The sequence below is a fragment of the Vibrio hepatarius genome (assembly GCF_001274785.1).
In the GTDB taxonomy this organism is placed as follows: domain Bacteria; phylum Pseudomonadota; class Gammaproteobacteria; order Enterobacterales; family Vibrionaceae; genus Vibrio; species Vibrio hepatarius.
Genome location: NZ_LHPI01000001.1, coordinates 130678 through 157051, shown reverse-complemented (window position 1 = coordinate 157051; position 26374 = coordinate 130678). Strand labels below are relative to the sequence as shown.

The window sequence follows — 26374 nt, the reverse complement described above, 5'->3', positions numbered from 1 at the left end:
CAACAGGGCGTTTTTATTTGCAGCTGACTCAACTACCCGAGGAAAGAGATGTAGCCTTGTAGAATCACTAGGTTGACGATATCGATAAAGAACGCGCCAACGATAGGCACCACCATAAACGCTTGTGGTGAAGGGCCAAATTTATTCACGATTGAGCCCATATTCATTACTGCTGTTGGCGTCGCGCCTAAGCCAAAACCGCAGTGACCACCAGCGATCACGGCAGCATCGTAGTTAGACCCCATCACTTTGAACGTCACGAAGTAGGCAAAGATACCGAGCACGACAGATTGCACCGCCAAAATGACCAAGAATGGAATCGCAAGGTCGAAAATGTTCCAAAGCTTTAAGCTCATCAACGCCATCGCCAAGAACAGCGACAACGCCACCGTGCCCAAAATATCGATGGTTTCCGCATTCACTTTATGCAGTTTCGTCACTTCAAGAATGTTGGTGATGAACACGCCGATAAATAGCGCGTAAACAAAATCTGGAATCATCAACCATTTGACTTCAAAGCTGCTAACCCATTGCTCTAGGTATTTCGCACCCGTGACACAAATCAGCAGAATAAACAGTACTTCTATCACTTTCTTCGCTGTGACTTTGTCTTCTTCGTACTCATTGTAGGTAATGACTTCTGGGAACTTCTGGTGAGTTTGCGTACCACGGCCATACTCGGACTCGAAGTTGTTCTTATCAACCAGTTTCTGCGCCACTGGACTACCGATAATACCGCCAATGATCAGGCCAAATGTCGCTGACGCCATCGCGATCTCAAGCGTATTGCTCAAGCCATAGTTTTCGGTAAACGTTGTTGACCACGCCGCGCCAGTTCCGTGCCCGCCAGAGAGCGTAATCGAGCCTGCGATTAAGCCCATCAAAGGATCGAGCCCCAACGCCGTCGCCAATGAAACGCCTACCCCATTTTGGATAATGATGTAAAACGATGCGACCGCTAGGAAAACAAAGACTTTAGCGCCACCTTTCATCAACTGCGTGTAGTTCGCCGCAAGGCCAACGGTGCTGAAAAACATCAGCATAAATACGTTTTGCAGCGGAAGCGAAAATTCTAAATCCACCCCATTGAAATGCATAAAGGTAATAAAAACGGCAACAATTAAGCCACCTACAATGGGCTCTGGGATGTTGAATTTCTTTAGTATCGGTAGCTTAGAATTGACAAAGTGACCTAAGAATAGAACGCTGATGGCGATTAAGAAAGATTCTAACGGTCCAATTGAAATTATCTGATTCATATAACCTCTTTATTGTTCGTCACTCATCTTCCCTAATGAGTTAAGAGCCATTGAAACTGGCTCATCGCTAGGTGCAAGCACACGCGAAAGTCGCGCGATTTTCCTATGCGATTATTAAAATTTCTCTATTGAAAAGTTTCCTCTCTACAGCGGGGACTCCCACTCCATTTCAACAGCAATACCCCGATTTTTCATCGTGGGCACCAAACGAAAGGCGACATTATTAATGGAGTTAGAGCAATTTGTCGAGCCTAGGCTGTAAAAACGTGCGCTTGACAGGTGTAAACTTGAAGCACGTTCAAGTTACCTAACATGATGAATTAAATGTGGTTTGGACGAATTTCAGGTAAAAAAAGAGCCAATCGCAAAAGTCGATTGGCTTATATATTGTGTGAACAAAATGCATTCACTAACAACGTCAGTTGGCTAGGTGACCCTCGGCTTAAAAAGGGTCATTTGTATTAATGCAGTATGCGTGCCAACTTTTTAAAGCCTATATTTGCAGTGAAACACACGTTTTTTATGCGGATTGAGTTACCAGAATGCAAAATGAAATTGCAATTTGCGAATAAATTGCAAAACAATATTAAACAAGATTCTTATAAATGCTTCTATCAGTTTAATATTTTTCATACTTTTTTTAACTTAGAGTCGATATACTCGTAGCACCTAACTTTATCAACCGAGTAGCATGAACTATTTTACGACTTTCCTGAAAGGGGTAGCGATGGGCGCTGCTGACGTAGTACCAGGCGTTTCAGGTGGCACTATCGCTTTTATTACTGGCATTTACGACACTCTGCTCGAAAGCATTCGACGCGTTAACCCTAGTCTCTTAGGTATCTGGAAGCGTGATGGCTTCAAAGCCGCATTCAATCACATCAATGGCTTATTCTTGATCTCACTGTTTGGTGGTATTTTCATCAGCATTGCCACCTTGGCGAAATTAATCTCTTGGTTATTAGTCACTCACCCGATCCCACTATGGTCATTCTTCTTTGGTCTGATTTTGGTCTCGGTGTTTCACATGCTTAAACAGGTCGAACAGCGCACGCTTAGCCGCTTTGTCTTCCTACTGCTCGGCGTCGCATTCGCGTATAGCATTACGGTACTAAAACCTCTGCATATGGAGCCAACAAGCCTTAACGTGTTGCTGGCGGGCTCGATCGCGATTTGTGCGATGATCTTACCGGGTATTTCGGGTAGTTTCATTTTGCTGCTTATCGGTATGTATACCCCCGTGCTTGGCGCGGTGAAGTCGTTTGATATCTCGATTCTGGCGCTGTTTCTCTCAGGCTGTGTAGCCGGTTTACTGACGTTTTCACATTTACTGTCGTGGCTATTAAGACGCTTTCGCGATTTTACTTTAGTGTTCTTGACCGGTTTGATGCTGGGCACACTGCCTAAGATCTGGCCATGGAAAGAAACGCTGACATGGCGCACGAATTCTAAAGGTGAGCAAGTACCGTTGCTGCAAGAGAACTTATCGCCTTTTGATTTTGAAGCAGTCACATCACAGCCAGCGCAACTGGGCATCGCCATCGTATTGATGGTGTGTGCGATAGCTCTGGTTCTCGGTTTAGAGAAGTTTGCCGAAAACCGCGATATCTAAACCAAGCAATCGAAGAACAAGTAATTAAAGAAAAGGCGATACCTTTTAGGTATCGCCTTTTTGTTAGGGGGAGATGATTAGTTTTTGTTCTGGATTAAGCGACTTGACCAATCGCAATGTGGTCTTGCTTGGCAAACAACTCTTCGTGTAAGGCACAAATCGCTTTCTGGTACTCTTTGTCACTCACCACAAACTGCACGTTGACGTTACGCATCGATGAGTGCAGCGCTGCTGGTGTAATACCGCTGTTCATCAGTGCCAATACACCCTGAGCCAACGCTTTGTTGGTATCAATCTGTGAACCAATCACAGAGATCAGCGCCACCATACGTCCTTTGATCGACGCTTTCGGATAACGTTTTTCGGCTTTGTATAGCACCTTGTTCAGGCTCTCAGCACTGCCACCCAAATAGTACGTAATTGAGTTTGCGTTCATCTCTTTACCAATCAGATTCACGCGGGCGTCTGAGATAATTTCCATCAACTCACAGCTTACGTTATCCACCTGGCCAACCATCGCTTGGTCGAACAAGTGCAAAGCAAATACTTTCTCTTTGCCTGCGATGATCTCAACGCGGTCTTCGTCTGGTTTGTACTGACTTGAGATTAAGGTGCCTTGATGCTCTGGCTCAAAAGTATTCTTGATTTGCAGCTCAATACCGCTTTCGCGTAGGCCAGCCGCGGCATTCGGGTGAATCGCTTCCATACCCAAGTTTGCTAACTGGTCAGCGACGTCATAGTTAGTATGACCAATTGGTAACACTTTCTCAGGGCCAACCACACGAGGGTCTGCCGAGCTCAAGTGATACTCTTTGTGGATGATCGCCAAATCCGCGTTAGTAATGGAGGCAATTCGACTGAACGTCATTTCACTGTAGCCGCGATCGTAGGTCGTCATCAGGCCTTCTTTACAATAGGCGTAACCCGTCACGATCGGCAGTTCTTTGTCCATATCGATACCGTCAAACGCGTCTTGAATGGTTTCATCCAAGCTTTTTGGCGTTTGTGTATCCCAGCCTGATAGGTCAACAAAAGTGGCGTTGATGCCCATATTTTTCAGCTTTAACGCAGTATTAAACGCGCTGTGTGCTTCACCCAATGACGACAGAAATTCGCGAATCTGTGGCAAGTACTGTCTCAACGAAAACTGGCCGTACTGACACGTTTCCATAATATTGGTCACACAGTTTTTCGCTTCAGAAATACGTGAGCGAATAAACTTGTCCGCTCGCATACGATTCATTGGGTCTGCAAAGATGTTTTCGTTGGTCAACAGCATACGCTTCTCAACATAATCCAGAGCCTCTCGCCATTCTTCATCCCGCTTCGCAATCAATTGGTAAACGCCAGGCTTGCCGGTTTTCTTACATTCCAATAGCGCATCGGTAATACCGCCGTACGCAGACACCACAAATGCACGTTTGTAGTGCTCTTCTGGACGTAGGATGATGTTTTCGAGTACAGCATCGAATGCTGTCATTGATGTACCGCCGATTTTTTCTACGGTATAAGTCATATTAGATAACCTCGATTATTTAATGACATGGGAGTGAGGAGGATTTGAGATAGCGGGGCACACGGCCCCACTCGCTGCTGGTCATACTAATCACCGTAAGTAAGTGTTCAGGGATTGCGCAGGAAAAATGCTTGAGAACAAGGCAGAATTTTTTGATAAGTAGTGTTTCTACAGTCAAAAATTCTAACGTAGTTATCGGGCATTTTAACCAGCAAGGGTGAACAGTTGCTTACTACGATTAGTATCAATCAACCAGAGGGTAGACACCGTTTTCATCGTGCACTTCGGCGCCGGTGATCGGTGGATTGAAAACACAAGCCATAACCATCTCTTTGCCCTTGTAGGCGCGCAGGTAATGCTCGTCATGTTTATCGAGAATGTACAAAGTACCCGGTTTGATTGGGTAAGTTTCACCGCCAACCACTTCGATTTCACCTTCACCACTCATGCAGTACACCGACTCTAGGTGGTTCTGGTAGTGGATATGTGTTTCGGTTCCTTCAAAGATGGTCGTGATATGGAAAGAAAAACCCATTTTGTCATCTTTCAACAACATGCGGACACTTTCCCATGTTTCTGCTACGACTCTACGTTCACTGTTTCGACACTCATCTAGTGTTCTAACAATCATGTTTTTCTTCCTTGTTATGATGCTTTTTTAAAGTATTTTGTTGCAACGCTCTCTACCGCATTTTCAAAAATGCTCATGCCTTGCTCGAGTTCTTGCTCGGTAATCGTCAGTGGGCAGAAGAACTTGACGATTTCATCGTCAGGACCCGCGGTTTCAATCACCATACCCAGTTCAAAACAGGTCTTAGCGATCTCATCCGAAAGGTCACCATTGCGACATTCAATACCGATCATCATGCCGCGACCTTTCTGCTGAACAAACAACTCAGGGTAACGCTTAAGCAGGCGCTGAATCGTGTTAGACACCGTCTCTGAACATTGACCAATGTGCGTTTCGAACTGGTCGTCTGCCCAATAAATTTCAAGTGCTTTTGCTGCTGTAACGAAAGCATGGTTGTTACCACGGAACGTACCGTTGTGCTCACCCGGTTTCCATTGGTCAAGCTCAGGCTTCAGCAATACCACCGCCATTGGCAGACCGTAGCCACCGATTGATTTCGATAGCGTCACCATGTCTGGTTTGATGCCCGATGGTTCGAAACTGAAGAAGGTACCAGTACGACCACAACCCGCTTGGATGTCGTCAACGATCAATAGAATATCGTTTGCTTTACAGATTTTGCTCAGGCGTTGTAGCCACTCGTTTGATGCGACATTCAAGCCACCTTCACCCTGAACTGTTTCAAGCAAAACTGCCGCAGGCTTGTCCATACCGCTTGAGTTGTCAGACAGCATGGTTTCGAACAGCGCTAAACCATCAACGTTCGCGTAACCGTCATACGGAATACGAGTGACGTTGTTCAGCGGTGCACCATTACCCTGACGGTGATGCTGGTTACCTGTTGCTGCCAGCGCACCCGCAGTACAGCCGTGGAAACCATTTGTGAATGCAACAATGTTGCTACGACCAGTCACTTTACGCGCTAGTTTCAGCGCGGCTTCAACAGCGTTAGTACCTGTTGGACCAGTAAACTGGACTTTGTAATCTAGGTCTCGTGGAGCAAGGATGTAACGCTGGAGCGATTTAAGAAACGTCGCTTTCGCGTCGGAATGCATATCCAATCCATGTGTGATGCCGTCTGCTTCGATGTATTCAAGCAATGCTTGCTTAAGAACTGGGTTGTTGTGACCGTAGTTAAGCGAACCGGCGCCAGCAAGAAAGTCCAGATAGCGCTCGCCTTGCTCAGTTTCTAGCCAGCAACCTTTTGCTTTTTTGAATACCACTGGAAAACTGTTTGAGTATGAACGTACTTTGGATTCTTGTTTTTTAAAAATATCCATGTGAAAGACCGTTATGGCTCCTTTTTATTGAGGATTATTTAAAGGGATGCGATACAAATATTCGGTATCGTGCGTGCCTTTGAAATGTGCTTCTTCGTCTAAGAACGTGCTGACTTCACCACGATCACCGTTATTGGAATCTAGCTTCTTGAACAACGACCAAGACGCGTCGTTGTCTTTGGTGATAGTGGTTTCTACCGCATCGACACCTTGCAGCGATTGACGCTGTAACAACTGGTCGAGCATTTTGTAAGCCAAGCCTTTACCGCGATAGCGTGGAGATACAGCCACTTGCCATACGAACAACACATTTGGATCACTGGGTTTCTTGTAGCTTGAGATAAAACCAGCAATGTCTTTGTCTTGCTCTGCGATGATACAAGTGTCGCTGAAATGCGCGGCTTGAAGAAAATTGCAGTACGAAGAGTTAACATCCAAAGGCGGACAATCTGCGATTAAACCGAAGATCTTGCCTCCATCCGCTCTGCTAGGTTCACGAAAATTCCATTTTTTACTTGGGGTCTCACCGATTTCGGGATACATCACCCAAGGCGCTGATGTAATCATGTGCAAAAACATTTCCTTTGAACTCTAAACAAATTTCGCATTTATTATCGCGCATCCCCTCCGGTTAAAATCAAAACATATCCCATTTTATGTGACACAAATCACAAAAACAACCCATAAAATCGCCAAAAAATGATTAGAACTCTAAATTGTTGCAGTTTCATTTCACGGTAAAAATTCGATTTGAGGACGAAAGAGTTGCCACTTTTTTTCGTGTAAGAAGGTAAATTTCCTCTCAATTGCCATACTAACTGGCGCACGAATTTGTTAAGTTTCTTCTGACGATAAAACAAAGATTTAACCGGATGACTTGCTATGCGCATTTTGATACTTCTCTTGGGGCTGTTTTCTTTTGTCCAGCCAACACTCGCCGAACAAAAGTCATACTCTGAGAGCGACTTGCTAGACCGCCCGCTCATGGAGCGATACATACTTGATGAGCTCAAAGCATTAAGACAAGAACAGCAAGACTTAGAGAGAAAGCTTACTGTTCAAATTACTGACCGTGAGTTATCCGTCGCTGACAAGTCGCTCAACTATGCGAATGTCACCGTCACTTACTTTTTCTACATCATTGCGGGTGTGGCTTCTTTGATCGCATTTGTCGGCTGGCAGTCTCTCAATGAGTTTAAGAGCAACACCAGAGAGATGGCGGACAAACGCCTTGATACGATAGCTAAAGAGTACGAGAAGAAGTTCAGCGTGCTGGAGCGCGACTTGAAACGTAAGACGCGCATCATCAGTGAGAACAACAAAGAAATCGAAAAGATCAACGAGATCCACAACCTGTGGCTGCGTGCGCAAAGCATGCCGACGCCAGAGCAGAAAATTGATGTATACGATGAGATTTTGGGCATTCGCCCAGGGGATTTGGAAGCACTGACGTACAAAGCTGACGCTGCGATGGAAATCAACGAGTACCACTGGGCACTCAGCCTTTCAAACCGAGTGCTTGAACTCGATACAACCAACGGACCGGCGCTGTATCAACGTGCGTGTGCCTACTCTCGTCTTGGGGTTGAAGAGCAAGCGATTGAAGACTTGGAGCGCGCGATCGAAGCGAGCCCTTCTATCCGTGACCTGATCAATACAGAGCCTGATTTAGAAGGGCTACACGGTAACCCACGCTTTGATGCCTTACTACATCACGACCACTAAGGCTACCCAACCGCTCCGCAAGCTACGCCGCTTGTGGAGCGTTGTAATTGCCTAGCAACGCGTCATAGAAGTTGCTGTCGTTGAGTACACCCACCAACTTACCATTTTCGACCAGCAGTATCGGCTGACCGCTACGCTGCTTAAGCTCAATCGCTTCTCTCATACCAATCTCTGGGCTAGCCACTACGATGGTATTCTGGTTCACCTGAGCAATGTCAAACTGACCTTGTTGCCACTCAATCAACTTGAGGTCTTTGCCTTCCACAAGCTGAACACTCGCGGGTGTTTGCTCTACCCATACTTGCTTAGCCGAACAGACTTCTAGTTTGTCTTGCTGCTGCTTTAGCTCGCTCACTGGCTGCATTAACGAGCGTCCTTTTAACACATTCAATGGATTGGTGTGCGCGACGAAATCACGAACGTATTCGGTTTCTGGCTGCAATACGATCTGTTCTGGTTTACCGTGTTGGATAAGTTTCCCCGACTCCATAATCGCAATGTTGTTGCCTATTTTCAGTGCTTCATCCAGATCATGACTAACAAACAAGATGGTCTTGTTGAGCTTTTCTTGCAGTACGATCAGCTCGTCTTGCAACTGTGCACGGATCAGCGGGTCAAGCGCGGAAAACGGTTCATCCATCAACAAGATATCGGTATCCATAGCAAAAGCGCGCGCCAGACCGACACGTTGCTGCATACCACCTGAGAGCTCGTGTGGAAACTTATCTGCCCATTCAGTCAACCCAACCATATCAAGTTGCTGCTTGGCTTTCTCTCTGCGCTCAGCTTTAGGCATACCTTGCATCTCTAGGCCAAACGCGACGTTATCAAGCACACTCAGCCAAGGCATTAGAGCGAACTTCTGGAACACCATCGAAATACGGTGAGTACGCAGATGACGCAGCGTGGTTTCGTCACAATCGGCCAAATCAACTTTCTGCTCGCCGTCTTTGATTTCCAGTGCGCCGCGCGAGATGGTATTCAAACCATTCACCGCCCTTAGCAAACTGGATTTGCCTGAGCCAGAAAGCCCCATCAAGACACAGATTTCACCCTCTTTAACGCTCATGCTGACGTTATCCACACCAACAACTTGACCGGTTTGATCGATGATCTCCTGACGAGCTTTGCCTTGGTCGAGTAACTCCAACGCTTTCTGTTGCTGGTCACCAAATACCACATCAAGGTTTTTAATCGTAATTGCGTCCATGATTATGCTTCCTTCTGGTTAGGTGTTTTACATAAGCGGTCGAGAATGATCGCGACAAGTACAATCGCCAGTCCGGCTTCAAAGCCTTGCGAAATGTTCACCGTATTGAGCGCACGAACAACAGGTTTACCTAAACCATCCGCGCCAACCAGCGCAGCAATCACCACCATCGACAGTGACAACATAATGCACTGAGTCACCCCTGCCATAATGCTTGGCATCGCAGCAGGAAGCTCGACTTTGAACAGCAACTTCATACGGTTGGCACCAAACGCTTTACCCGCTTCAATCAGCTCTTCAGGCACCTTAGTGATCCCAAGGTAGGTTAAGCGGATTGGCGCTGCGATGGCGAAAATGATGGTCGAGATAAGCCCCGGAACGATACCCAAACCAAACAGAACCAGTGTCGGGATCAGGTAAACAAAAGTCGGCACCGTCTGCATCAAATCGAGGATTGGTCTGAGCAGCGTATATAACCAAGGACGGTGTGCCGCCATAATGCCGAGAGGAACACCAATTAATACGGAAATCGTTGTCGCCGCGAAGACTAAGACAAAGGTTTCCAGCATTTCTTGCCAGTATCCAAGGTTCAAAATGGTCAGTAGCGCTGCGACAATAAACAGCACCAGTGGCACGCTGCGGTGCAAATACCATGCGATCGCAGCCGTCAGTACGATAGGTGCCGCTGGCGGCATCCACTTAAAAATGTCTACAACAAAAAGAATGATGGTTTCGAGAAAAATGGAAATCGCGTCAAACAAGCCAGACGCATTGGTCGTCAACCAATCTACGCCCGTTTCCATCCATTGACCTAAGGGGATTTTGTTGTCTGTAATAAAATTCACAATACACCTTTGTTTGTTAGGGTGAGCCTTTGCAGCCCACCCTGTTTGATTACGCTTTTGAGTTGATATAGTTGCTTACCGCTTGAGCTGCATCTTCGCCCTCTAGCGTCTTCACGCCTTGTAGCCAAGTTTCGATTTGCTCAGGGTTTTGCTTCAGCCACTGCTGCGCAGCTTTTGCAGGCTTCACTTTCTCGTTGAGGATCGCTTCCATCAGCTCATTTTCCATCTCAAGGCTGAACTCGAGATTCTTCAGCAACTGACCTACGTTTTGACATTGGTTGAGGTAGTCAGCACGTACGTTGGTGTACACGTTCGCGCCCCCATAGTTAGGACCAAAATAGTCGTCACCACCGTCGAGGTACTCCATTTCGATGTTGCTGTTCATCGGATGCGGCGCCCAACCTAGGTAGACAATCCACTGGTTGCGACGCGCAGCGCGTGATACCTGCGAAACCATGCCTGCTTCACTCGATTCAACGAGGCTAAAGTCTTTCAGGCCAAATGCGTTCTCGTCGATCATCGATTGGATCAAACGGTTACCATCGTTCCCCGGCTCAATGCCGTAGATGCGGTCGCGGAACTTGTCCGCGTGTTTCGCTAAATCAGCGAAGCTTTTCACCCCAGCATCGTAAACGTACTTCGGTACAGCTAGTGTGTACTTAGCCCCTTCGAGGTTAGCGCGCACGGTTTCAACCGTTCCCGCTTCACGGTATTTAGCGATATCTCCCTCCATTGTTGGCATCCAGTTGCCAAGGAAGATATCGATATCACCGTTCGCCATCGACGAGTACGTCACTGGCACAGAAAGCAGGTCGGTTTTGGTTTTATAACCCATGCCTTTCAGTAGCTCGCTTGTTACCGCTGTGGTCGCGGTAATGTCGGTCCAACCGACATCAGCAAAACGCACGGTTTCACATTGGTTAGCATAAGCGTTCATCGCTAAGGTACTTAGCGCGAGAGTTGAGAGCATTTTTGTCTTCATAGACATATTAATTTCCTTATATTAATTACTGACTTTGGGGACTTAGCCCAATTTTCTTTTTGGTGAATTAATTCGTTGTTTTTCCTGCCATTGTGGGGCTATCCACACTGGTAGATCTTGTGTTGGCAGCGGCGCTTTGTTAAGAATCATGTCCGCAGCACGCTCGGCGACCATAATGGTTGGCGCATTGAGGTTGCCGTTTGGAATCGTTGGGAAGATTGAAGAGTCCACCACTCGTAGGCCTTGGATACCGCGCACTCGGCACGTTTCATCCAGTACCGCCATCGGGTCATCATCGGCGCCCATTTTGCAGCTGCAAGAAGGGTGATAAGCACTTTCGACGTTCTCTTTGACCCACTCATCGATCGCGTCATCACTCTTAATATCCATGCCCGGTTGGATCTCTTCGCCGCGATACTCATCCATCGCTGGCTGCATTAAGATCTCGCGCGTCAGACGAATACAGTCACGCCAGTCTTGGCGGTCTTGTTGGGTCGAAATGTAATTGAATTCGATACGTGGTTTGTCGTGTGGACTTGCCGAAGTAATCGCAACCGTGCCGCGGCTTTCCGGCTTGTTCGGGCCAACGTGGACTTGGAATCCATGACCGTCAAATGCGGCTTGTCCGTCATAGCGCATCGCGGCTGGTAGGAAATGATATTGAATGTTCGGCCACTTAAGACCTTTGCGAGAGCGGATAAACGCACACGATTCAAAATGGTTGGTTGCGCCGAGACCTTTGCGAGTCAGGATCCATTCAGTACCAATCAACCCTTTGCTCACCAGATCTAGCTTACTGTTGAGCGTGATCGGCTGTTTGCAATGATATTGGAAGTAGACCTCAAGGTGGTCTTGCAGGTTTTCACCCACACCCGGCAGCTCGTGCGCGACCTCAACTCCAGCCTTTTCCAGTACTGCTTTGGGTCCGATACCCGACAGTTGCAGCAGTTGCACCGAGCCAATAGAACCCGCTGATGAGATCACTTCTTTTGCCGCGTAACACTGCTGTACGTTACCGCGCTTTTCAAACTCAACGCCAACGGCCTTCTTACCGTCAAGCAGCACTTTGCGCACGACCACACCTTTAACGAGCGTCAAGTTTGAACGCTTGAGTGCACGCCTTAAGTACGCGTTAGAGGTCGAAGCGCGTACGCCTTTGTCGACGGTCATGTGCATCGGCCCAAAGCCTTCTTGCTGATAACCGTTGTAGTCGTCTGTTTGTGGGTAACCCGCTTGCTGACCTGCATCGATAAACGCTTGGTAGAGTGGGTTGAGCGCCATATCGTTACCGTTGCAAGTACCTAACGGGCCTTCGCCACCGCGGTATTCGTCCGCACCGCCTTGCCAAGACTCTGCTCGACGGAAATACGGTAAACACGCTTGGTAGTTCCAGCCTTTCGCACCGTGTTCTTCCCACTCATCAAAGTCGCACGCGTGACCACGAACATACACCATGCCATTGATCGACGAACTGCCACCGAGCACTTTACCACGCGGGCAATGCAGCTTACGTCCATCGAGGCCTTTTTCTTGTTCGGTTTCGAACTGCCACGCGTATTTTTCGGTATTCATCGGGTACGACAGCGCGGTCGGCATCTGAATGAAAATGCTCTTGTCGGTACCACCGGCTTCCAGTAGCAGCACCTGATTTTCTCCGCTTTCCGTCAGCCTGTCCGCCAACACACAGCCGGCCGAACCCGCGCCGACGATAATGTAATCGTAGCGTTGTTGCATTTGTTGTCTCCGTTGAGGTTAGCGTTTAAGCGTAAGGACTGGCGAAATCGCCAAGCTCGATTAGTACACTTTTGGTTTGTGTGTAATGACGCAGGGTTTCTGGGCCGTTTTCACGCCCAACACCAGAATGCTTGTAGCCGCCGACTGGCATCTCTGCCGGCGAGTCCCCCCAAGTATTTACCCAGCAAATGCCGGCTTCGAGCTGATGAATAACGCGGTGTGCACGCGACAAGTTTTGTGTAAAGATGCCCGCGGCGAGGCCGTAATCGGTCGCATTGGCACGCTGAACAACCTCTTGTTCGTCAGAGAACTTCAGTACTGACATCACCGGACCAAAAATTTCTTGCTGCACATGAGGCATAGCATCGTCACAGTCCACAAACACGGTAGGTGCAACAAAGTTACCTTTGTCGAGACCATTTTCTGTCACTTGGTAGCCACCGGTAAGTAACGTTGCACCACTCGCTTTACCCTGCTCGATGGCATGGAGGACTTTGTGCAAATGGTCGTTGGAAATCAGTGCACCGATTTGTGTTTGCATATCCATTGGGTCGCCAACCACCAGTTTCTCGGTGCGCTGTTTAAGCTGAGCAACAAACTGATCGTAAATCGACTCGTGGACAAATACGCGCGTGCCATTGGTACACACTTCGCCTTGGGTATAGAAGTTTGCGACCATCGCCGCAGAGACCGCATCGTCAAGTTTGGCGTCATCAAACACGATCATCGGTGACTTTCCGCCCAGCTCCATCGTCACATCTTTGAGCGTTTTTGCGCTGTCAGCCATAACCAACTTGCCAGTACCAGATTCACCAGTGAATGACACTTTGGCAATCTCTGGATGTGCCGTGAGCATTTGCCCAACACGATGATCACCCTGAACTACGTTGAATACGCCGTCAGGAAGCCCCGCTTCACTAAAAATCTCCGCCAGTTTCAACGCGGTCAAAGGCGTTTCTTCTGACGGCTTGAAGATCATCGCGTTGCCCGCTGCGAGTGCTGGTGCCGATTTCCACATCGCGATTTGGATTGGGTAGTTCCACGCACCGATGCCAGCGCAAATGCCTAACGGTTCACGTCGGGTGTAGAAAAACTGCGATTGACCCAGAGGCTGCTGCTCGCCCTGCATCGCAGGAACCAGTCCAGCGAAATACTCAATCACGTCCGCACCGGTGACGATGTCGACTTCGAGCGCTTCTTGCAGTGGTTTGCCAGTATCGGCGACTTCCAGCTTAGCTAGCTCATCGTTGCGTTCGCGCAGAATAGCGACAGCTTTGAGCAAAATGCGACTGCGCTCGATTGGCGTCATAGCAGACCAAATGGCAAAACCGTGCTTGGCTGAATCGATCGCTGCTTGGACGTCGCTCTCGCTCGCCTGACCGATTTCAGCAAGCGGTTCACCGTTGGCCGGATTGTAAGTAGTAAAACTCTCCCCAGAACTGGCCGAGCAAGCTTTACCATTGATAAATAATGATTTTAGTTTCATATGAAGATGCTGACTTTGTGTTTATTTTTGCGAATAAAACGTAAGTTGTTTATCCAGATAATCGTTAATGATGGTGCGCGCTTTTTCGGCATCGATCCCGTCGGGGTTGAGCGTCCCACGAAGCCAAATACCATCAATCAAAGACGCGATACCATGAGCGACCACTTCGGCCTGCTCTTTGGCAAAAAGTGCTTTGAGTTCAATAAGCAAATGAGAAAGCAAACGACGTTCGTTGACGCGTTGCAATCGCTTAAGTTGTTGGTCGTGCATCGAGTACGACCAGAAGGCGAGCCAAGTTTTTGCCACCTTGTTCTCTGCCTGAAAGCCGACGAAGTTCCCGTCAATAATGGCGTTGATTCGTTGCTTATGTGCATCAGCTGGGAGTTCACGTAAGCGGCCAGTGATGGTTTCAGACAACTGACGCAAGATCTCGCGCATCGTTTCTTCCAACAGACCGTGCTTACCGCCAAAGTAATGGTTAATGATCCCCGTCGATACCCCAGCCTCTTTACTGATCAAAGAAATGCTCGCCGCATGTAAACCCACGCGATCAATGACCGTCATTGTGGCTTGCACAAGCTGCGGTTTGCGTATTTTTGGCATCCCAACTTTAGGCATTTTTCGTCCTTTTTTATTTTTAATTGAACGTTCAGTTAAATATAAAATGCCTGAAAATTAGTTCGTACTCAAATTATTTTTACTATTAACATTAAAATTGAGAGATGAACTCTAACCAAAAAGTGTGAGATTGGAGTGGACAAAAGATCGACTTACAATTGGATTTTACGCCGTTTCTTTATGGATAACACTAAAGTTTATGTTTAATTTTTACTTTAAAAACAACTAATTACACAAAAAGTCAAAATTGAAACATGAACAAAACTAAATGTAAAAAGTCGATGAAACATTATTTACAGAACAGCATTCATTGAAAATTACCAAATATTTACTTAGAGTACTAAACGTTCATCAACAAAACATAGCCACAAAAGGACTAACAACATGGATCCCATACTGGAAGTTAAGGGACTGTACAAAGTGTTTGGCGATGAGACTGAACGCGCCTTTGCAATGATCAACCAAGGTGCGGATAAAGACGCAGTCTTTGAAAAAACTGGAGCAACCATAGGTGTCAACGACGTTTCCCTCAGTATCCGAGAAGGGGAAATCTTCGTTATCATGGGGCTTTCTGGTTCCGGTAAGTCGACTCTCGTTCGCCTACTTAACCGCCTGATCGAACCTTCAAAAGGTAACGTTCTCCTCAAAGGCAAAGACATCGCACACATCTCCGAAAACGAGCTACGCGAAGTACGCCGCAATAACATCTCAATGGTTTTCCAAAACTTTGCCTTGATGCCTCATATGACGGTGATCGAAAACGCAGCGTTTGGCCTAGAGCTCGCTGGAGTTGACCCAGATACACGCAAAGCCAGCGCGCTAGCAGCATTAGAACGCGTAGGTTTGGATGCCTATGCAGAGTCCTTCCCTGACGAACTCTCGGGCGGTATGAAGCAGCGTGTCGGCTTGGCACGAGCACTGGCGTGTGACCCAGATATCTTGCTTATGGACGAAGCGTTTTCCGCGCTTGACCCATTGATTCGAACTGAGATGCAAGACGAGCTGATTCGCCTACAGAACGACGACAAACGTACCATCGTCTTTATTTCCCATGACTTGGATGAAGCAATGCGTATCGGCGACCGCATCGCAATCATGCAAAACGGTTCGGTTGTACAAGTCGGCACGCCCGACGAGATCCTCAACCACCCTGCCAATGATTATGTACGCGCCTTTTTCCGCGGCGTAAACGTAGCTAGCGTGCTGACCGCCAAAGATATTGCGCGTAAAAAGCCCGCAGCGGTGTTTAAGAAATCTGAGCATGACGGTCCGGCTTCCGCGATGCAGATTCTGATCGATAGCGACCGTGACTACGGGATTATCGTTGACAAAACCAGTCGTTACTCTGGCATCGTCTCACTAGACTCATTACGTGCGGCAAACAAAGAGAGCCGTTCGCTTTCCAGCGCTCAATTGGAAGACGGTCTAACTCTTAAGCCAGACCAACCGATTAATGACATCTTAAGCCTTGTGGCAAATGTGCCTTACTCGGTTCCCGTTGTGGACGACAACGGCAACTATTTCGGTGTTGTCACTAAATCACGCTTGCTACAAACGTTAGATAAGGATTAACACCATGTCATCAGAACAAACCAACAACGATCCTTGGTCACAAACGACGACTGAGCAAAGTGATCCATGGGGTCAAGCCGCTTCGAGCGATTCAGGCGCATCAGACTGGTTGAGCTCGGAAGTGGTGACAGAGAAGCCATTTGATATTTTGAACCCGTTTGATAATGCGGTACTGCCTTTCGACTCTTGGGTCGAAACTGGATTGAACTGGCTGGTCGAACACGGTCGCCCACTGTTTCAGGCGATCCGTATCCCAATCGACTTTATTCTCAGCTCGTTTGAAACCGCACTGGTCTCGACACCTGCACCATTCATGCTGGTGATTCTATTTCTACTCGCGTGGCAGTTTTCGAGCTTAAGACTTGGATTCGCTACCGTGGTCTCCCTGGTGTTTATTGGCCTGATTGGCGCGTGGTCCGAAGCGATGACCACCCTGTCTCTGGTAATGACGTCGGTGTTTTTCTGTTTGCTGATCGGCTTGCCGATGGGGATCTGGCTATCGCGCAGCGACACCGCCGCTCGATTTGTCAGGCCAATCCTCGACGCCATGCAAACCACACCCGCTTTCGTGTATCTCGTGCCGATCGTGATGCTGTTTGGTATCGGTAACGTCCCTGGGGTGGTTGTAACGATCATCTTTGCGCTGCCGCCCGTTGTTCGCCTTACTATTTTGGGTATTCAGCAAGTTCCGGAAGAGCTGATCGAAGCGGGTCACTCATTCGGTGCCAACAAAAAGCAGATGCTGTATCGCATTCAGCTGCCACTCGCTCTGCCAACCATCATGGCAGGGGTTAACCAAACCCTGATGCTATCACTGTCGATGGTGGTGATCGCTTCAATGATTGCAGTGGGTGGTTTAGGTCAAATGGTACTGCGTGGTATCGGACGCTTGGATATGGGCCTCGCCGCAGTCGGTGGTGTCGGCATCGTTATCCTCGCTATTTTGCTCGATCGCATTACACAAGAATTAGGCACAAACGCAGGTAACACTAAAATCCGTTGGTACCACACCGGTCCTATCGGCATGTTCCTTCGCAACAAAAGTAAGAAACAAGAACTTACATTAAGGAGAAATACCAATGATTAACTCATGGAAGAAAGCGTTCACTGTAGGCGCAGTTTCCACTCTCGCGCTATCAAGTAACGTTTGGGCTGAAAAACTGCCAGGAGAAGGTGTAACGGTTCAACCAGTTCAATCAACTGTTGCAGAAGAAACGTTCCAAACACTGATCGTTAACCGCGCGCTTGAAGAGCTGGGCTATGATGTACAACCAACCAAAGAAGTGGATTACAACGTTGGCTACACCTCAATTGCCAAAGGTGATGCAACATTTTTAGCGGTAGGTTGGTTCCCACTGCACGCGGACAAGTACAGCCAATCTGGCGGTGACGACAAGTTCTTCCGCAAAGGTCAATACATCAGTGGCGCTGCACAAGGCTACTTGATCGATAAGAAAACCGCTGAGAAATACGGCATCACCAACATCGGTCAGCTTAAAGATCCAAAACTGGCGAAGCTGTTTGACGCAGACGGCGACGGCAAAGCAGATTTAACCGGTTGTAACCCTGGCTGGGGTTGTGAACTGGTCGTAGAAGAACAGCTAACAGCTTACGGTCTGCGCGACACGGTTGACCACAACCAAGGTAACTACGCGGCGATCATCGCTGATACGATTTCTCGCTACAAGAAAGGCGACCCAATCCTGTACTACACTTGGACGCCTTACTGGGTAAGTGGCGTGCTTGTTCCGGGTAAAGATGTGGTTTGGCTAGAAGTTCCATTCTCAGCACTGCCTGGCGAGCGTAAAGACGTAGATACCACATTAGAAAATGGCAAAAACTATGGTTTCGAGATGAACTCTATGCGTATCGTGGCGAACAAAGAGTTTACCGAGCAAAACCCAGCAGCGGCGAAGCTGTTCGAAATCATTAAACTCAACATCAATGACGTCAGTGCACAAAACATGATGATGAGCAAAGGCAAAAACAGCATGGCTGATATTGAGTCTCACGTTGAAGGTTGGGTAAAAGCAAACCGCAAACAGTTTGATGCATGGATTGCTGAAGCAAAAAAAGCGGCAATGTAATACCAATCACAGTAAGTAAATGGTCAGAAATGGCGTAGGAAAAATGCTTGAGAACAAGGCAAGATTTTTCGATAAGTAGTTATTCTACAATCAAAAATTTCAACGCAGTTATCGAGTATTTTAACAAGCTAGAATGAACAGTTATTTACTACGATTGGTATATTCATCTGCTGACGCAAATGAGATAAACGGAAAGAGCCGCATGATGCGGCTCTTTTTATGTTTAGACGGTCATGGTTCCGCTCAGCGCGGTCACTGCGCAACCGGAGAGTTTAACCACCGATGGAGACAACATTTCCACACCGACATAGCCACCACGCGAAGACGCTTGGTAACCCTGCATTCGGCTCTTTTTGAGCTTATCTGCCCAGTACACACCGAGCGCGCAATGCGCAGAGCCTGTGACAGGGTCTTCATCCACTCCTACCCAAGGCGCAAAGTAGCGTGAGGTAAAGTCCTGCTTGTCACTCGACTTAGCGGTCACCAGAATGCCACGCCCCTGTCGCGCTTTAAGCGCGTTAAAGTCTGGCTGCAATTCCAGCAGCTTTTTCTCATTGTTAACTACAATAAACTGCTTGGTATCAAACATGGCGTAATCCACGATATCACTTTCACTCAGACCTAGCAGACGAATGATATCCTCGTCAGGATCGACGCTAAAATCGAGCTCTGCCGCTGGAAAAGCAAGGTCGATGCTATCGCTGTTTAACTCTGCGGTTAACACACCGGAAAGCGTATTGAAGGTGATACTGTCACCACATTGATACATACCGATCGACTTCAGTACATGTGCCACCGCCAATGTGCCATGACCACACAACTTCACTTCCACTTTTGGCGTAAACCACTTTAGCTGCATAGTATCGAGCGATAAAAATGCCGTTTCCGACACCGCCATTTCGGCGGCGATCGCTAACATTAAACTCTCTTCCAACGCACTGTCGGTAATACATACTCCTGCCGGATTGCCTTTAAACAGCTCCGATGCGAACGCATCAACCTGATATATCTGTAATTTCATAATGTACCTAGTTCTGACGAAATGAGTTCTGTCGATTAATCGGGGACAACAATCAAACCAAGCGGCTCCAGCAATTGTGCTTGTTGCCAGTCGCAGATCTTAACCCCGCTTAAGTCGACTTTCCTTGGATCTAGCCCTTCTAATTCTGTGTGGCTAAGATTACAGCCTTGAAGGCGAAATTGCCCCCAGCAATCTTGTGAAAACACCCCGCGACTGAGATCGGATTCTTTAAACGACGCGCCGTACAAGTTGGCGCCAATCCAACGATTTTCAAACAAGTCACATTTTTCAATGCAAAGACGCTCTAAGTTGGCGTACGACAAGTTACAACCAGTGATGTATGCGGAGCAAAAGTAGACGCTATGGCTGACCTGATTCGAAAAATTGGCTTGGACAAAGCTCGCGCCTTTTAAATCGCACTCTCTAAATTCGATGCCAAAACAATTTGCCCCTTTAAAGTTTGCCATCGATAGCTGACAGCTTTTAAACGACGCATCCCTCAAGTCGCTGTATTCAAAATGGCACCCTTCTAACTCGCCTTGCGCGATAAAGCTGCAATCGACAAATTGGGCATCTCTTAGATTTGCGCGGCTGAAGTCGCAACGATCAAAATGGCAAGACTTAAAACAAGCGTCACGTAAATCTTGCCTAGAGAAGTCCACTTGGTCAAAAACTTGATTGATATTAGTCATATACTTCGCCCTTATTCCAACTGAATCGCAAGACTACCAACTACAACCAAGAAAACAACCCTATGTAAAACAACAAGTTAAAAACGCTCAAATCGCCATTTTAAGCCACCAAACTGGCACCTAGAGCTAGGTTAAAGTTAAACATCGAACAAGGTAGGTCAGAAAAAAGTTTTATCTCTCTCAGAGCCATTTAGCGAGTTTTCGATATTTTTATCTATTCTATTTCGAACAACCTATTTAAGCTTCGTTTTGTGTCGCGACAAAGCGGCTGCGAAACGCGCTAGGAGTTAGACCAATCGCTTTCACAAATACCTTTCTGAAGCTATTTACATCTTCATAGCCAACTAGATAGCTGATGCTCTCGACCGATTTAGCGCTGCTTTCCAGCCATTCGCACGCCTTTTGAATTCTAACCCGTTGGATATAGTGAATCGGCGTTAATCCTGTCGCCTTAGAAAAGTGACGAATAAACGTGCGGCTGGTCATACAGGCGAGCGTAGCCAATGTATCAATGTCCAAAGGAGCGCCGTAACTGGCTTGGATATGACGCTGGACCAGAGCGATCTTGTCGTCGCCGTGAGAGTAGCCAGGCGAAAAGCTCTGGTAGTAACGCTGATCTCTGACGCCAGTATCGACCACCAAATACTTGCCTAGCTGTCTGGTATCTCGCGCATTCGCATACCTCGTGACCAGCGCGAAGCACAAGTCCATCCAAGACATCAAGCCACCAGCGGTGATGATATCAACATCATCAATCACTATTTTATTGATATCAATATTCAGATCTGGATGGTAATGCGCGAGCTGTTGTTCCAACTGCCAGTGCGTCGTAATGGTTCTGCCACGCAGCAATCCTGACTGCGCCAGAATAAACGCGCCCGCGCAAACAGAACAGATGACCGAACCTTTCGCGTGTATCGCTAGCAAGTAATCGAGCAACGCCTGCTCGGGCTGCAAAAAATACTAACCATCCATATTCGGTGGCAGGACAACAATGTCAGCGTCCGTTCCACTCAAGTCTGACGGCTCACGGATAGCGGGAACAAACTCAGGTGAGTCATCGACTTGCGTTTGCTTATTCGCAAGCAATAAGAATTCTTGTATGCCGTGTACCGCGCTTTGCAGGGCTCCAGGGTAGTTGATGATTTCGACCGAAATCCGCTTTGTCACTTTTGCCATAGACTCTGTCATTTTTGACATTCGTTAGTCTTTCAAGACTAGTGCAACGCAACACATTAACGTAAGGACTAACCAATGAGTAAAACTGCACTGCTGCTAATCGACATTCAAAATGACTATTTCTCTTCGTTTTCTGGCGCGAAATGGGCGCTGTCTGGTACTGAATCCGCGGCAGAAAACGCTGCGCTGTTGCTATCGGTATTCAGGGAGAAAAACTTACCGGTGATTCACGTTCGACATCAATTCACTACCCCTGAAGCGGCGTTTTTTGCCCCAGACACTGAAGGTGCACAAATTCATACCAGCGTAACTCCGCAAGCAGGCGAAACCGTCGTGGTCAAATCAGAGATCAATAGCTTTAAAGCCACTGAGTTAGATGCGGTATTGAAACAGAAAGGCGTTGAGCGCTTAGTGATCGTTGGCGCGATGAGCCATATGTGTATTGACGCCGTCGTTCGCGCCGCCGCTGATTTAGGTTATGAATGTCACTTAGCCCACGATGCATGCGCAACTCTGGACCTTGAGTTCAATGGTACTCATGTGCCAGCACATCTGGTACACGCGGCGTTTATGGCAGCGCTTGAGTTTGGCTACAGCCACGTCGACTCAGCGCAAAATCTTGCCAAATTAGCAGAGTAAAACCACATCAATTGACGCGTTAGAAACAAACAACCACCTTCTGCAAGGTGGTTGTTTTGCTTTGAATGAATTGACTTGTGACTAAACCTGAGCAGCTAACTGTGAAACTCCAGCATTCCTTGCGTGAGGATGAAATCGATGATCGTATCCAACCCTTTACCTTCTTTCAGGTTGGTAAATACGAATGGCTTGGTTGGTCGCATGCGTTGGGTATCTTGTTCCATCACTTCCAGCGACGCACCGACGTAAGGAGCAAGGTCGATTTTGTTGATCACTAATAGATCAGAGCGTGTAATACCCGGTCCACCTTTACGCGGGATCTTCTCCCCTTCCGCAACATCAATAACGTAAATGGTCAGGTCTGCGAGCTCGGGACTAAATGTCGCGCTGAGGTTGTCGCCGCCGCTTTCCACAAATACCACGTCGAGGTTTTTATGGCGCTTGGCTAACTCATCCACTGCCGCCAAATTCATCGATGCGTCTTCGCGAATCGCGGTGTGCGGACAGCCGCCGGTTTCAACACCAATGATTCTATCTGGCTCTAACGCTTCCGATCGAGTCAGAATTTTAGCGTCTTCCTGGGTGTAAATATCGTTGGTCACAACCGCGATATGGAGCTTGTCGCGAATCGCTTTACATAACACTTCCAATAAGGCGGTTTTCCCCGACCCAACCGGGCCACCGATACCAATTCGTAGAGGCTGCTTATAACTTTCCATTGTCATTCCTATGTGTCCTTTTTTGACTGCTCCGCTCAAGAACGAAACAGTCTTGTATATTGTGTTTCGTGAAGGCTGCTGGCGATGGAGACTGACGGGGTAAAACTGCCAATCATCCAATCTTCAATCTGCTCCGATTTCGCTAGCGCGGCGGCAAACTGGTCGCAAATATTAAGCAGCGCAATTTGGCCATCGGTCTGACCAAGAGGTACCAGTTTGACGCCCGCCATCACCAAGTTCTCCGCCCAGCTCCATAAGTACCCCTGCTTGAGCTGATGGGGTGCGATTTGCCAATGCACCGCTGCGACGCAAAGTCCCAATAACTGGGTTGGTGGATAAGCGCCGATTTCCACACCGGGAACTGACACATCGAGCTTACGCAATAACGCATTGAGCGCGATACCCCGCTGCTTTTCTTCCGCGCGCAGTTCTTTGGTTTCTCGGCTGCTGTAGAGCAAGTTCACGCTCTGGTGAATTTGCTCTTCATCGCCGAGGAGAATCGCATTGTAGAGCTTATCGATTACTGGTAGTTCAAGCGTCGCGACGCTGTTAAACAACATATTGCCTAACCACTGCTCCATCGACGCTCTATCGCTTACCCAGCCCGCTTCAACTGCCCATTCCAACCCTTGCGAATAGGTGAATCCACCAATTGGCAACGAGGGACTGATCAACTGAAACAGTCGATAGCTCGACACGTCAGAAGGCTGAGCGCTTGGCTGCTGAGCTACGATTTGCTTTTCAGCCATCAATTATGCCGTCATCAGCAATAGTGAACTGGCTGCGGCGACGCCCACGGACAACCAACGTGATGCGATAACAAAGCCGAGCTTTTTACCCGCAAACATCAAGATAACGGCACCCACAGCCATACCCGCCGCAAACAGAGAGGTGTTTCCTCTCGCTTCAACCCCGTGCGCGTAACCGTGGAAGAACATCATCGCCACACACGATGCGACGGCTAACTTGAGTACATTCTGCGACTGCGAAAACGCTAAAGAGATGGCGATACTGACGACGAAGAGTGACGCGACGATCGCTTCTTCCACACCGTTCATCACACCAAACCACTGCCCTGCAACTAAGCCCCCCACCAAGGTCAACAAAGACAACGCAATCAAGCCCAGTTTTCGCGATTGCGAAGTCGACAAGCAGCCGACCAACAAACCGAACGCAAACAACATGATTAGATGGTCAAGACCGGTGAATGGGTGGGTCAGGCCATTGGTGAACGCAGTGGAATCGTGTCCCGAATGCGCATTAGCAATCGCAGGGATAAATAGAGTGGTGATAACCGACAGCTTTGAAAAAATGGATTTCATATAAGATTCCTTTCTTATTTTTAGATTATTTACTTAAAAACAATATGTTGTATGAGTTAATGATGGTGATGATGGCCGCCACTTTTACCACCATAAGCGCCGCCTTCTGGTTCAAAGGAGGCTTGCTCTATGGTCACTTCTGCGCCTAAGCCTTTGACCATCTCATCCAAAACATGATCGTGCTGGTAGCGAACCCATCCCGGTTCCACCTGCAACGGCACGTGGCGATTACCTAGGTGATACGCGACTAAAGTCAGTAGATGCGGGTCGCTGCAGTAAACGCTTGAGACTGTCTCGGCCGCTGCTTTGACTTCAACAATCACGCCACACTGACTTTTGAGTTTTTCTCCGCCGCGCAGGATATGACCGCGCGGTAAAAACAGCCCTGCATCGCGACCGTCATCGAGAGAAACCCTTAAACGGCTCTTGATTCGACTGTCTATCGGTAAGCTTAAGAACGCGTTTGGCACCAATTCCTGCTCTGTAACAATTTCGGTTAGTTCAATCATGTTTATGCCTTTACTCAGAATAAAAAGTAGCGCTGCGCCATCGGTAGAACCTCGGCAGGCTCGCAGATCAGTAGCTCACCATCCGCACGCACCTGATAGGTTTGCGAATCCACTTCGATGTTGGGCTGCCAATCGTTAAGTTTCATGTCGGCTTTACTGATGGTTCGGCACTGCTTCGCTACGCCGATCAAGCTTTGTAATCCAAGCTCAGCCGCAACTCCCGCATCACTCGCCGCCTGCGACAAAAACAGCATCGAGGTGTTATTTGATGCCTTACCGTAACTGCCAAACATCGAACGATAATGAACCGGTTGAGGCGTTGGAATTGACGCGTTGGGATCGCCCATCGGCGCCATCGCAATCATGCCGCCTTTTAGAATCACACTCGGTTTGACGCCGAAAAAGGCCGGTTTCCATAGTACTAAATCAGCTAGCTTTCCGACTTCAATTGAACCAATCTCATGCGCCATCCCGTGGGTAATCGCAGGGTTGATGGTGTATTTGGCGATGTAGCGTTTGAGCCTGAAGTTATCGCTGTAGCTTGAGTCTTCTTTCAAACTGCCGCGCTGCACTTTCATCTTGTGTGCGGTCTGCCAAGTGCGAGTAATCACTTCGCCGACACGCCCCATTGCTTGTGAGTCTGAGGCAATCATCGAGAACGCACCGAGGTCATGTAAGATATCCTCAGCGGCGATGGTCTCGCGGCGGATCCTTGATTCGGCAAACGCCACATCTTCCGCAATTGACGGCGAGAGGTGGTGGCACACCATCAACATATCGAGGTGTTCGTCCACCGTATTGACGGTGTAAGGACGAGTCGGATTGGTCGACGATGGCAACACGTTCGCTACGCCCGCCGCTTTGATAATATCCGGAGCATGACCGCCACCCGCCCCTTCGGTGTGGTAGGTATGGATCACTCGATCACCAATCGCCGCTAACGTTGATTCTACAAAGCCCGACTCATTGAGTGTGTCGGTATGAATCGCCACCTGCACGTCCATTTCATCCGCCACACTTAAGCAGGTATCGATAGAGGCTGGCGTTGTGCCCCAGTCTTCATGGAGTTTTAAACCTACTGCGCCCGCTGCGACTTGCTCTCTTAATGCTTCTGGTTGGCTGGCGTTCCCTTTACCGAGCAAGCCGAAGTTCATCGGGAAACTGTCTAACGCTTCCAACATCCGGTGCATGTTCCAAGGCCCGGGCGTACAGGTGGTGGCGTTGGTGCCGGTATTTGGCCCCGTTCCGCCACCTATCATAGTCGTCACCCCTGACGCGAGTGCTTCTTCGATTTGTTGCGGGCAAATAAAATGGATGTGCGAGTCAATGCCACCCGCAGTGAGAATCGAACCTTCTCCGGCGAGCACTTCCGTACCCGGGCCGACAACGATCGTCACTCCCTGCTGCACATCTGGGTTGCCCGCTTTACCGAGCGCTTGAATACGGCCATCTTTGATCGCCACGTCGGCTTTGACGATGCCCCAATAATCTAAAACAATAGCGTTGGTGATCACGAGATCCGGCGTTTCTGCCGAAGGTCTTTGGCTCTGCCCCATCCCGTCTCGAATGACTTTACCGCCACCAAATTTGACTTCATCGCCGTACACGGTGAAATCTTTTTCTACTTCCAACCACAGCTCAGTGTCGGCTAAGCGAACGCGGTCTCCGACCGTAGGGCCGAACATTTCTGCGTACGCTTGTCTGGATATTTGCGCCATTTTTCTTCCCTATTTATG

At 48.2% G+C, this 26374-nt stretch carries 24 protein-coding genes and 1 pseudogene; 6 read left to right on the top strand and 19 right to left on the bottom strand.

Annotation, left to right across the window (positions count from 1 at the left end; all coding sequences use genetic code 11):
* Positions 1–32: 32 nt before the first annotated feature.
* Positions 33–1259 (bottom strand): sodium/glutamate symporter, encoded by a 1227-nt coding sequence (gene gltS / locus AKJ31_RS00745; protein WP_053407178.1) that lies wholly within the window; start codon positions 1257–1259, stop codon positions 33–35.
* 691 nt (positions 1260–1950) lie between these two features.
* Here gltS and AKJ31_RS00740 point away from each other — a divergent pair.
* Positions 1951–2871: a polyprenyl-phosphate transporter gene (locus AKJ31_RS00740; protein ID WP_053407177.1), complete on the top strand. Its 921-nt coding sequence runs from the start codon at positions 1951–1953 to the stop codon at positions 2869–2871.
* Positions 2872–2965: 94 nt separating this feature from the next.
* Here AKJ31_RS00740 and AKJ31_RS00735 read toward each other — a convergent pair whose 3' ends face one another.
* The 4 genes from AKJ31_RS00735 to ectA all read right to left on the bottom strand — a co-directional run bounded on the left by AKJ31_RS00735 (position 2966) and on the right by ectA (position 6865).
* Complete coding sequence (locus AKJ31_RS00735) at positions 2966–4387, bottom strand: aspartate kinase (RefSeq protein WP_053407176.1); 1422 nt, start codon at positions 4385–4387, stop codon at positions 2966–2968.
* A 244-nt stretch (positions 4388–4631) separates the two neighbouring features.
* The gene (locus tag AKJ31_RS00730) at positions 4632–5018 is read right to left on the bottom strand and encodes an ectoine synthase (protein WP_053407175.1); all 387 of its coding nucleotides are present in this window, start codon (positions 5016–5018) and stop codon (positions 4632–4634) included.
* A 14-nt stretch (positions 5019–5032) separates the two neighbouring features.
* Positions 5033–6298, bottom strand: a complete 1266-nt coding sequence (ectB, locus tag AKJ31_RS00725) for a diaminobutyrate--2-oxoglutarate transaminase (RefSeq protein WP_053407174.1) — start codon at positions 6296–6298, stop codon at positions 5033–5035.
* A gap of 24 nt (positions 6299–6322) precedes the next feature.
* Entirely contained in the window at positions 6323–6865 is a 543-nt protein-coding gene (gene ectA, locus AKJ31_RS00720; protein ID WP_053407958.1) for a diaminobutyrate acetyltransferase, read from the bottom strand.
* A 315-nt stretch (positions 6866–7180) separates the two neighbouring features.
* Here ectA and AKJ31_RS00715 point away from each other — a divergent pair, with 315 nt between their 5' ends.
* Positions 7181–8023, top strand: a complete 843-nt coding sequence (locus AKJ31_RS00715; RefSeq protein WP_053407173.1) for a tetratricopeptide repeat protein — start codon at positions 7181–7183, stop codon at positions 8021–8023.
* A 22-nt stretch (positions 8024–8045) separates the two neighbouring features.
* On the opposite strand, the gene choV is transcribed toward AKJ31_RS00715, so the two are convergent.
* The 6 genes from choV to betI are packed head-to-tail and all read right to left on the bottom strand — an operon-like array spanning position 8046 to position 14898.
* The gene (gene choV, locus AKJ31_RS00710) at positions 8046–9233 is read right to left on the bottom strand and encodes a choline ABC transporter ATP-binding protein (protein WP_053407172.1); all 1188 of its coding nucleotides are present in this window, start codon (positions 9231–9233) and stop codon (positions 8046–8048) included.
* 2 nt (positions 9234–9235) lie between these two features.
* Positions 9236–10078, bottom strand: coding sequence for a choline ABC transporter permease subunit (gene choW / locus AKJ31_RS00705; RefSeq protein WP_053407171.1), 843 nt, complete (start codon positions 10076–10078; stop codon positions 9236–9238).
* 49 nt (positions 10079–10127) lie between these two features.
* Entirely contained in the window at positions 10128–11066 is a 939-nt protein-coding gene (locus AKJ31_RS00700) for a choline ABC transporter substrate-binding protein (protein WP_053407170.1), read from the bottom strand.
* 36 nt (positions 11067–11102) lie between these two features.
* On the bottom strand, positions 11103–12794 hold the full coding sequence (betA, locus tag AKJ31_RS00695) for a choline dehydrogenase (protein WP_053407169.1): 1692 nt from the start codon (positions 12792–12794) through the stop codon (positions 11103–11105).
* Positions 12795–12819: 25 nt separating this feature from the next.
* Positions 12820–14280, bottom strand: a complete 1461-nt coding sequence (gene betB / locus AKJ31_RS00690) for a betaine-aldehyde dehydrogenase (protein ID WP_053407168.1) — start codon at positions 14278–14280, stop codon at positions 12820–12822.
* Positions 14281–14301: 21 nt separating this feature from the next.
* Entirely contained in the window at positions 14302–14898 is a 597-nt protein-coding gene (betI, locus tag AKJ31_RS00685) for a transcriptional regulator BetI (RefSeq protein WP_053407167.1), read from the bottom strand.
* A 384-nt stretch (positions 14899–15282) separates the two neighbouring features.
* Between betI and proV the strand changes: the two genes are divergently transcribed.
* The 3 genes from proV to proX are packed head-to-tail and all read left to right on the top strand — an operon-like array spanning position 15283 to position 18557.
* Positions 15283–16470 (top strand): glycine betaine/L-proline ABC transporter ATP-binding protein ProV, encoded by a 1188-nt coding sequence (gene proV, locus AKJ31_RS00680; RefSeq protein ID WP_053407166.1) that lies wholly within the window; start codon positions 15283–15285, stop codon positions 16468–16470.
* Between the two features lie 4 nt (positions 16471–16474).
* Positions 16475–17557 carry a glycine betaine/L-proline ABC transporter permease ProW gene (gene proW / locus AKJ31_RS00675; RefSeq protein ID WP_053407165.1) on the top strand — a complete coding sequence of 361 codons (1083 nt, stop codon included), beginning with the start codon at positions 16475–16477 and terminating at the stop codon, positions 17555–17557.
* A complete protein-coding gene (proX, locus tag AKJ31_RS00670; RefSeq protein ID WP_053407164.1) occupies positions 17550–18557 on the top strand; it encodes a glycine betaine/L-proline ABC transporter substrate-binding protein ProX in 1008 nt (335 codons plus the stop codon). Before proW ends, proX begins: the two co-directional genes overlap by 8 nt.
* Positions 18558–18780: 223 nt before the next feature.
* Here proX and AKJ31_RS00665 read toward each other — a convergent pair whose 3' ends face one another.
* From AKJ31_RS00665 to AKJ31_RS00655, 3 genes and pseudogenes are all read right to left on the bottom strand, one after another.
* The gene (locus AKJ31_RS00665) at positions 18781–19578 is read right to left on the bottom strand and encodes a PhzF family phenazine biosynthesis protein (protein WP_053407163.1); all 798 of its coding nucleotides are present in this window, start codon (positions 19576–19578) and stop codon (positions 18781–18783) included.
* 35 nt (positions 19579–19613) lie between these two features.
* Entirely contained in the window at positions 19614–20270 is a 657-nt protein-coding gene (locus AKJ31_RS00660) for a Qnr family pentapeptide repeat protein (RefSeq protein WP_053407162.1), read from the bottom strand.
* Positions 20271–20507: 237 nt separating this feature from the next.
* Positions 20508–21449 (bottom strand): annotated as a pseudogene (locus AKJ31_RS00655) (GlxA family transcriptional regulator).
* Positions 21450–21524: 75 nt separating this feature from the next.
* On the opposite strand from AKJ31_RS00655, the gene AKJ31_RS00650 reads away from it, so the two are divergent.
* On the top strand, positions 21525–22088 hold the full coding sequence (locus AKJ31_RS00650) for a cysteine hydrolase family protein (RefSeq protein ID WP_053407161.1): 564 nt from the start codon (positions 21525–21527) through the stop codon (positions 22086–22088).
* 95 nt (positions 22089–22183) lie between these two features.
* On the opposite strand, the gene ureG is transcribed toward AKJ31_RS00650, so the two are convergent.
* Genes ureG through ureC form a run of 5 tightly spaced genes read right to left on the bottom strand, consistent with a single transcriptional unit; the run spans position 22184 to position 26356 of the window.
* Positions 22184–22807: an urease accessory protein UreG gene (gene ureG / locus AKJ31_RS00645; protein WP_053407160.1), complete on the bottom strand. Its 624-nt coding sequence runs from the start codon at positions 22805–22807 to the stop codon at positions 22184–22186.
* Positions 22808–22842: 35 nt separating this feature from the next.
* The gene (locus AKJ31_RS00640) at positions 22843–23556 is read right to left on the bottom strand and encodes an urease accessory protein UreF (protein ID WP_053407159.1); all 714 of its coding nucleotides are present in this window, start codon (positions 23554–23556) and stop codon (positions 22843–22845) included.
* Positions 23557–23559: 3 nt separating this feature from the next.
* Positions 23560–24129 carry a HupE/UreJ family protein gene (locus tag AKJ31_RS00635; RefSeq protein WP_053407158.1) on the bottom strand — a complete coding sequence of 190 codons (570 nt, stop codon included), beginning with the start codon at positions 24127–24129 and terminating at the stop codon, positions 23560–23562.
* A gap of 56 nt (positions 24130–24185) precedes the next feature.
* Positions 24186–24638: an urease accessory protein UreE gene (ureE, locus tag AKJ31_RS00630; protein ID WP_053407157.1), complete on the bottom strand. Its 453-nt coding sequence runs from the start codon at positions 24636–24638 to the stop codon at positions 24186–24188.
* 14 nt (positions 24639–24652) lie between these two features.
* Entirely contained in the window at positions 24653–26356 is a 1704-nt protein-coding gene (ureC, locus tag AKJ31_RS00625) for an urease subunit alpha (protein WP_053407156.1), read from the bottom strand.
* Between the last annotated feature and the right edge of the window lie 18 nt (positions 26357–26374).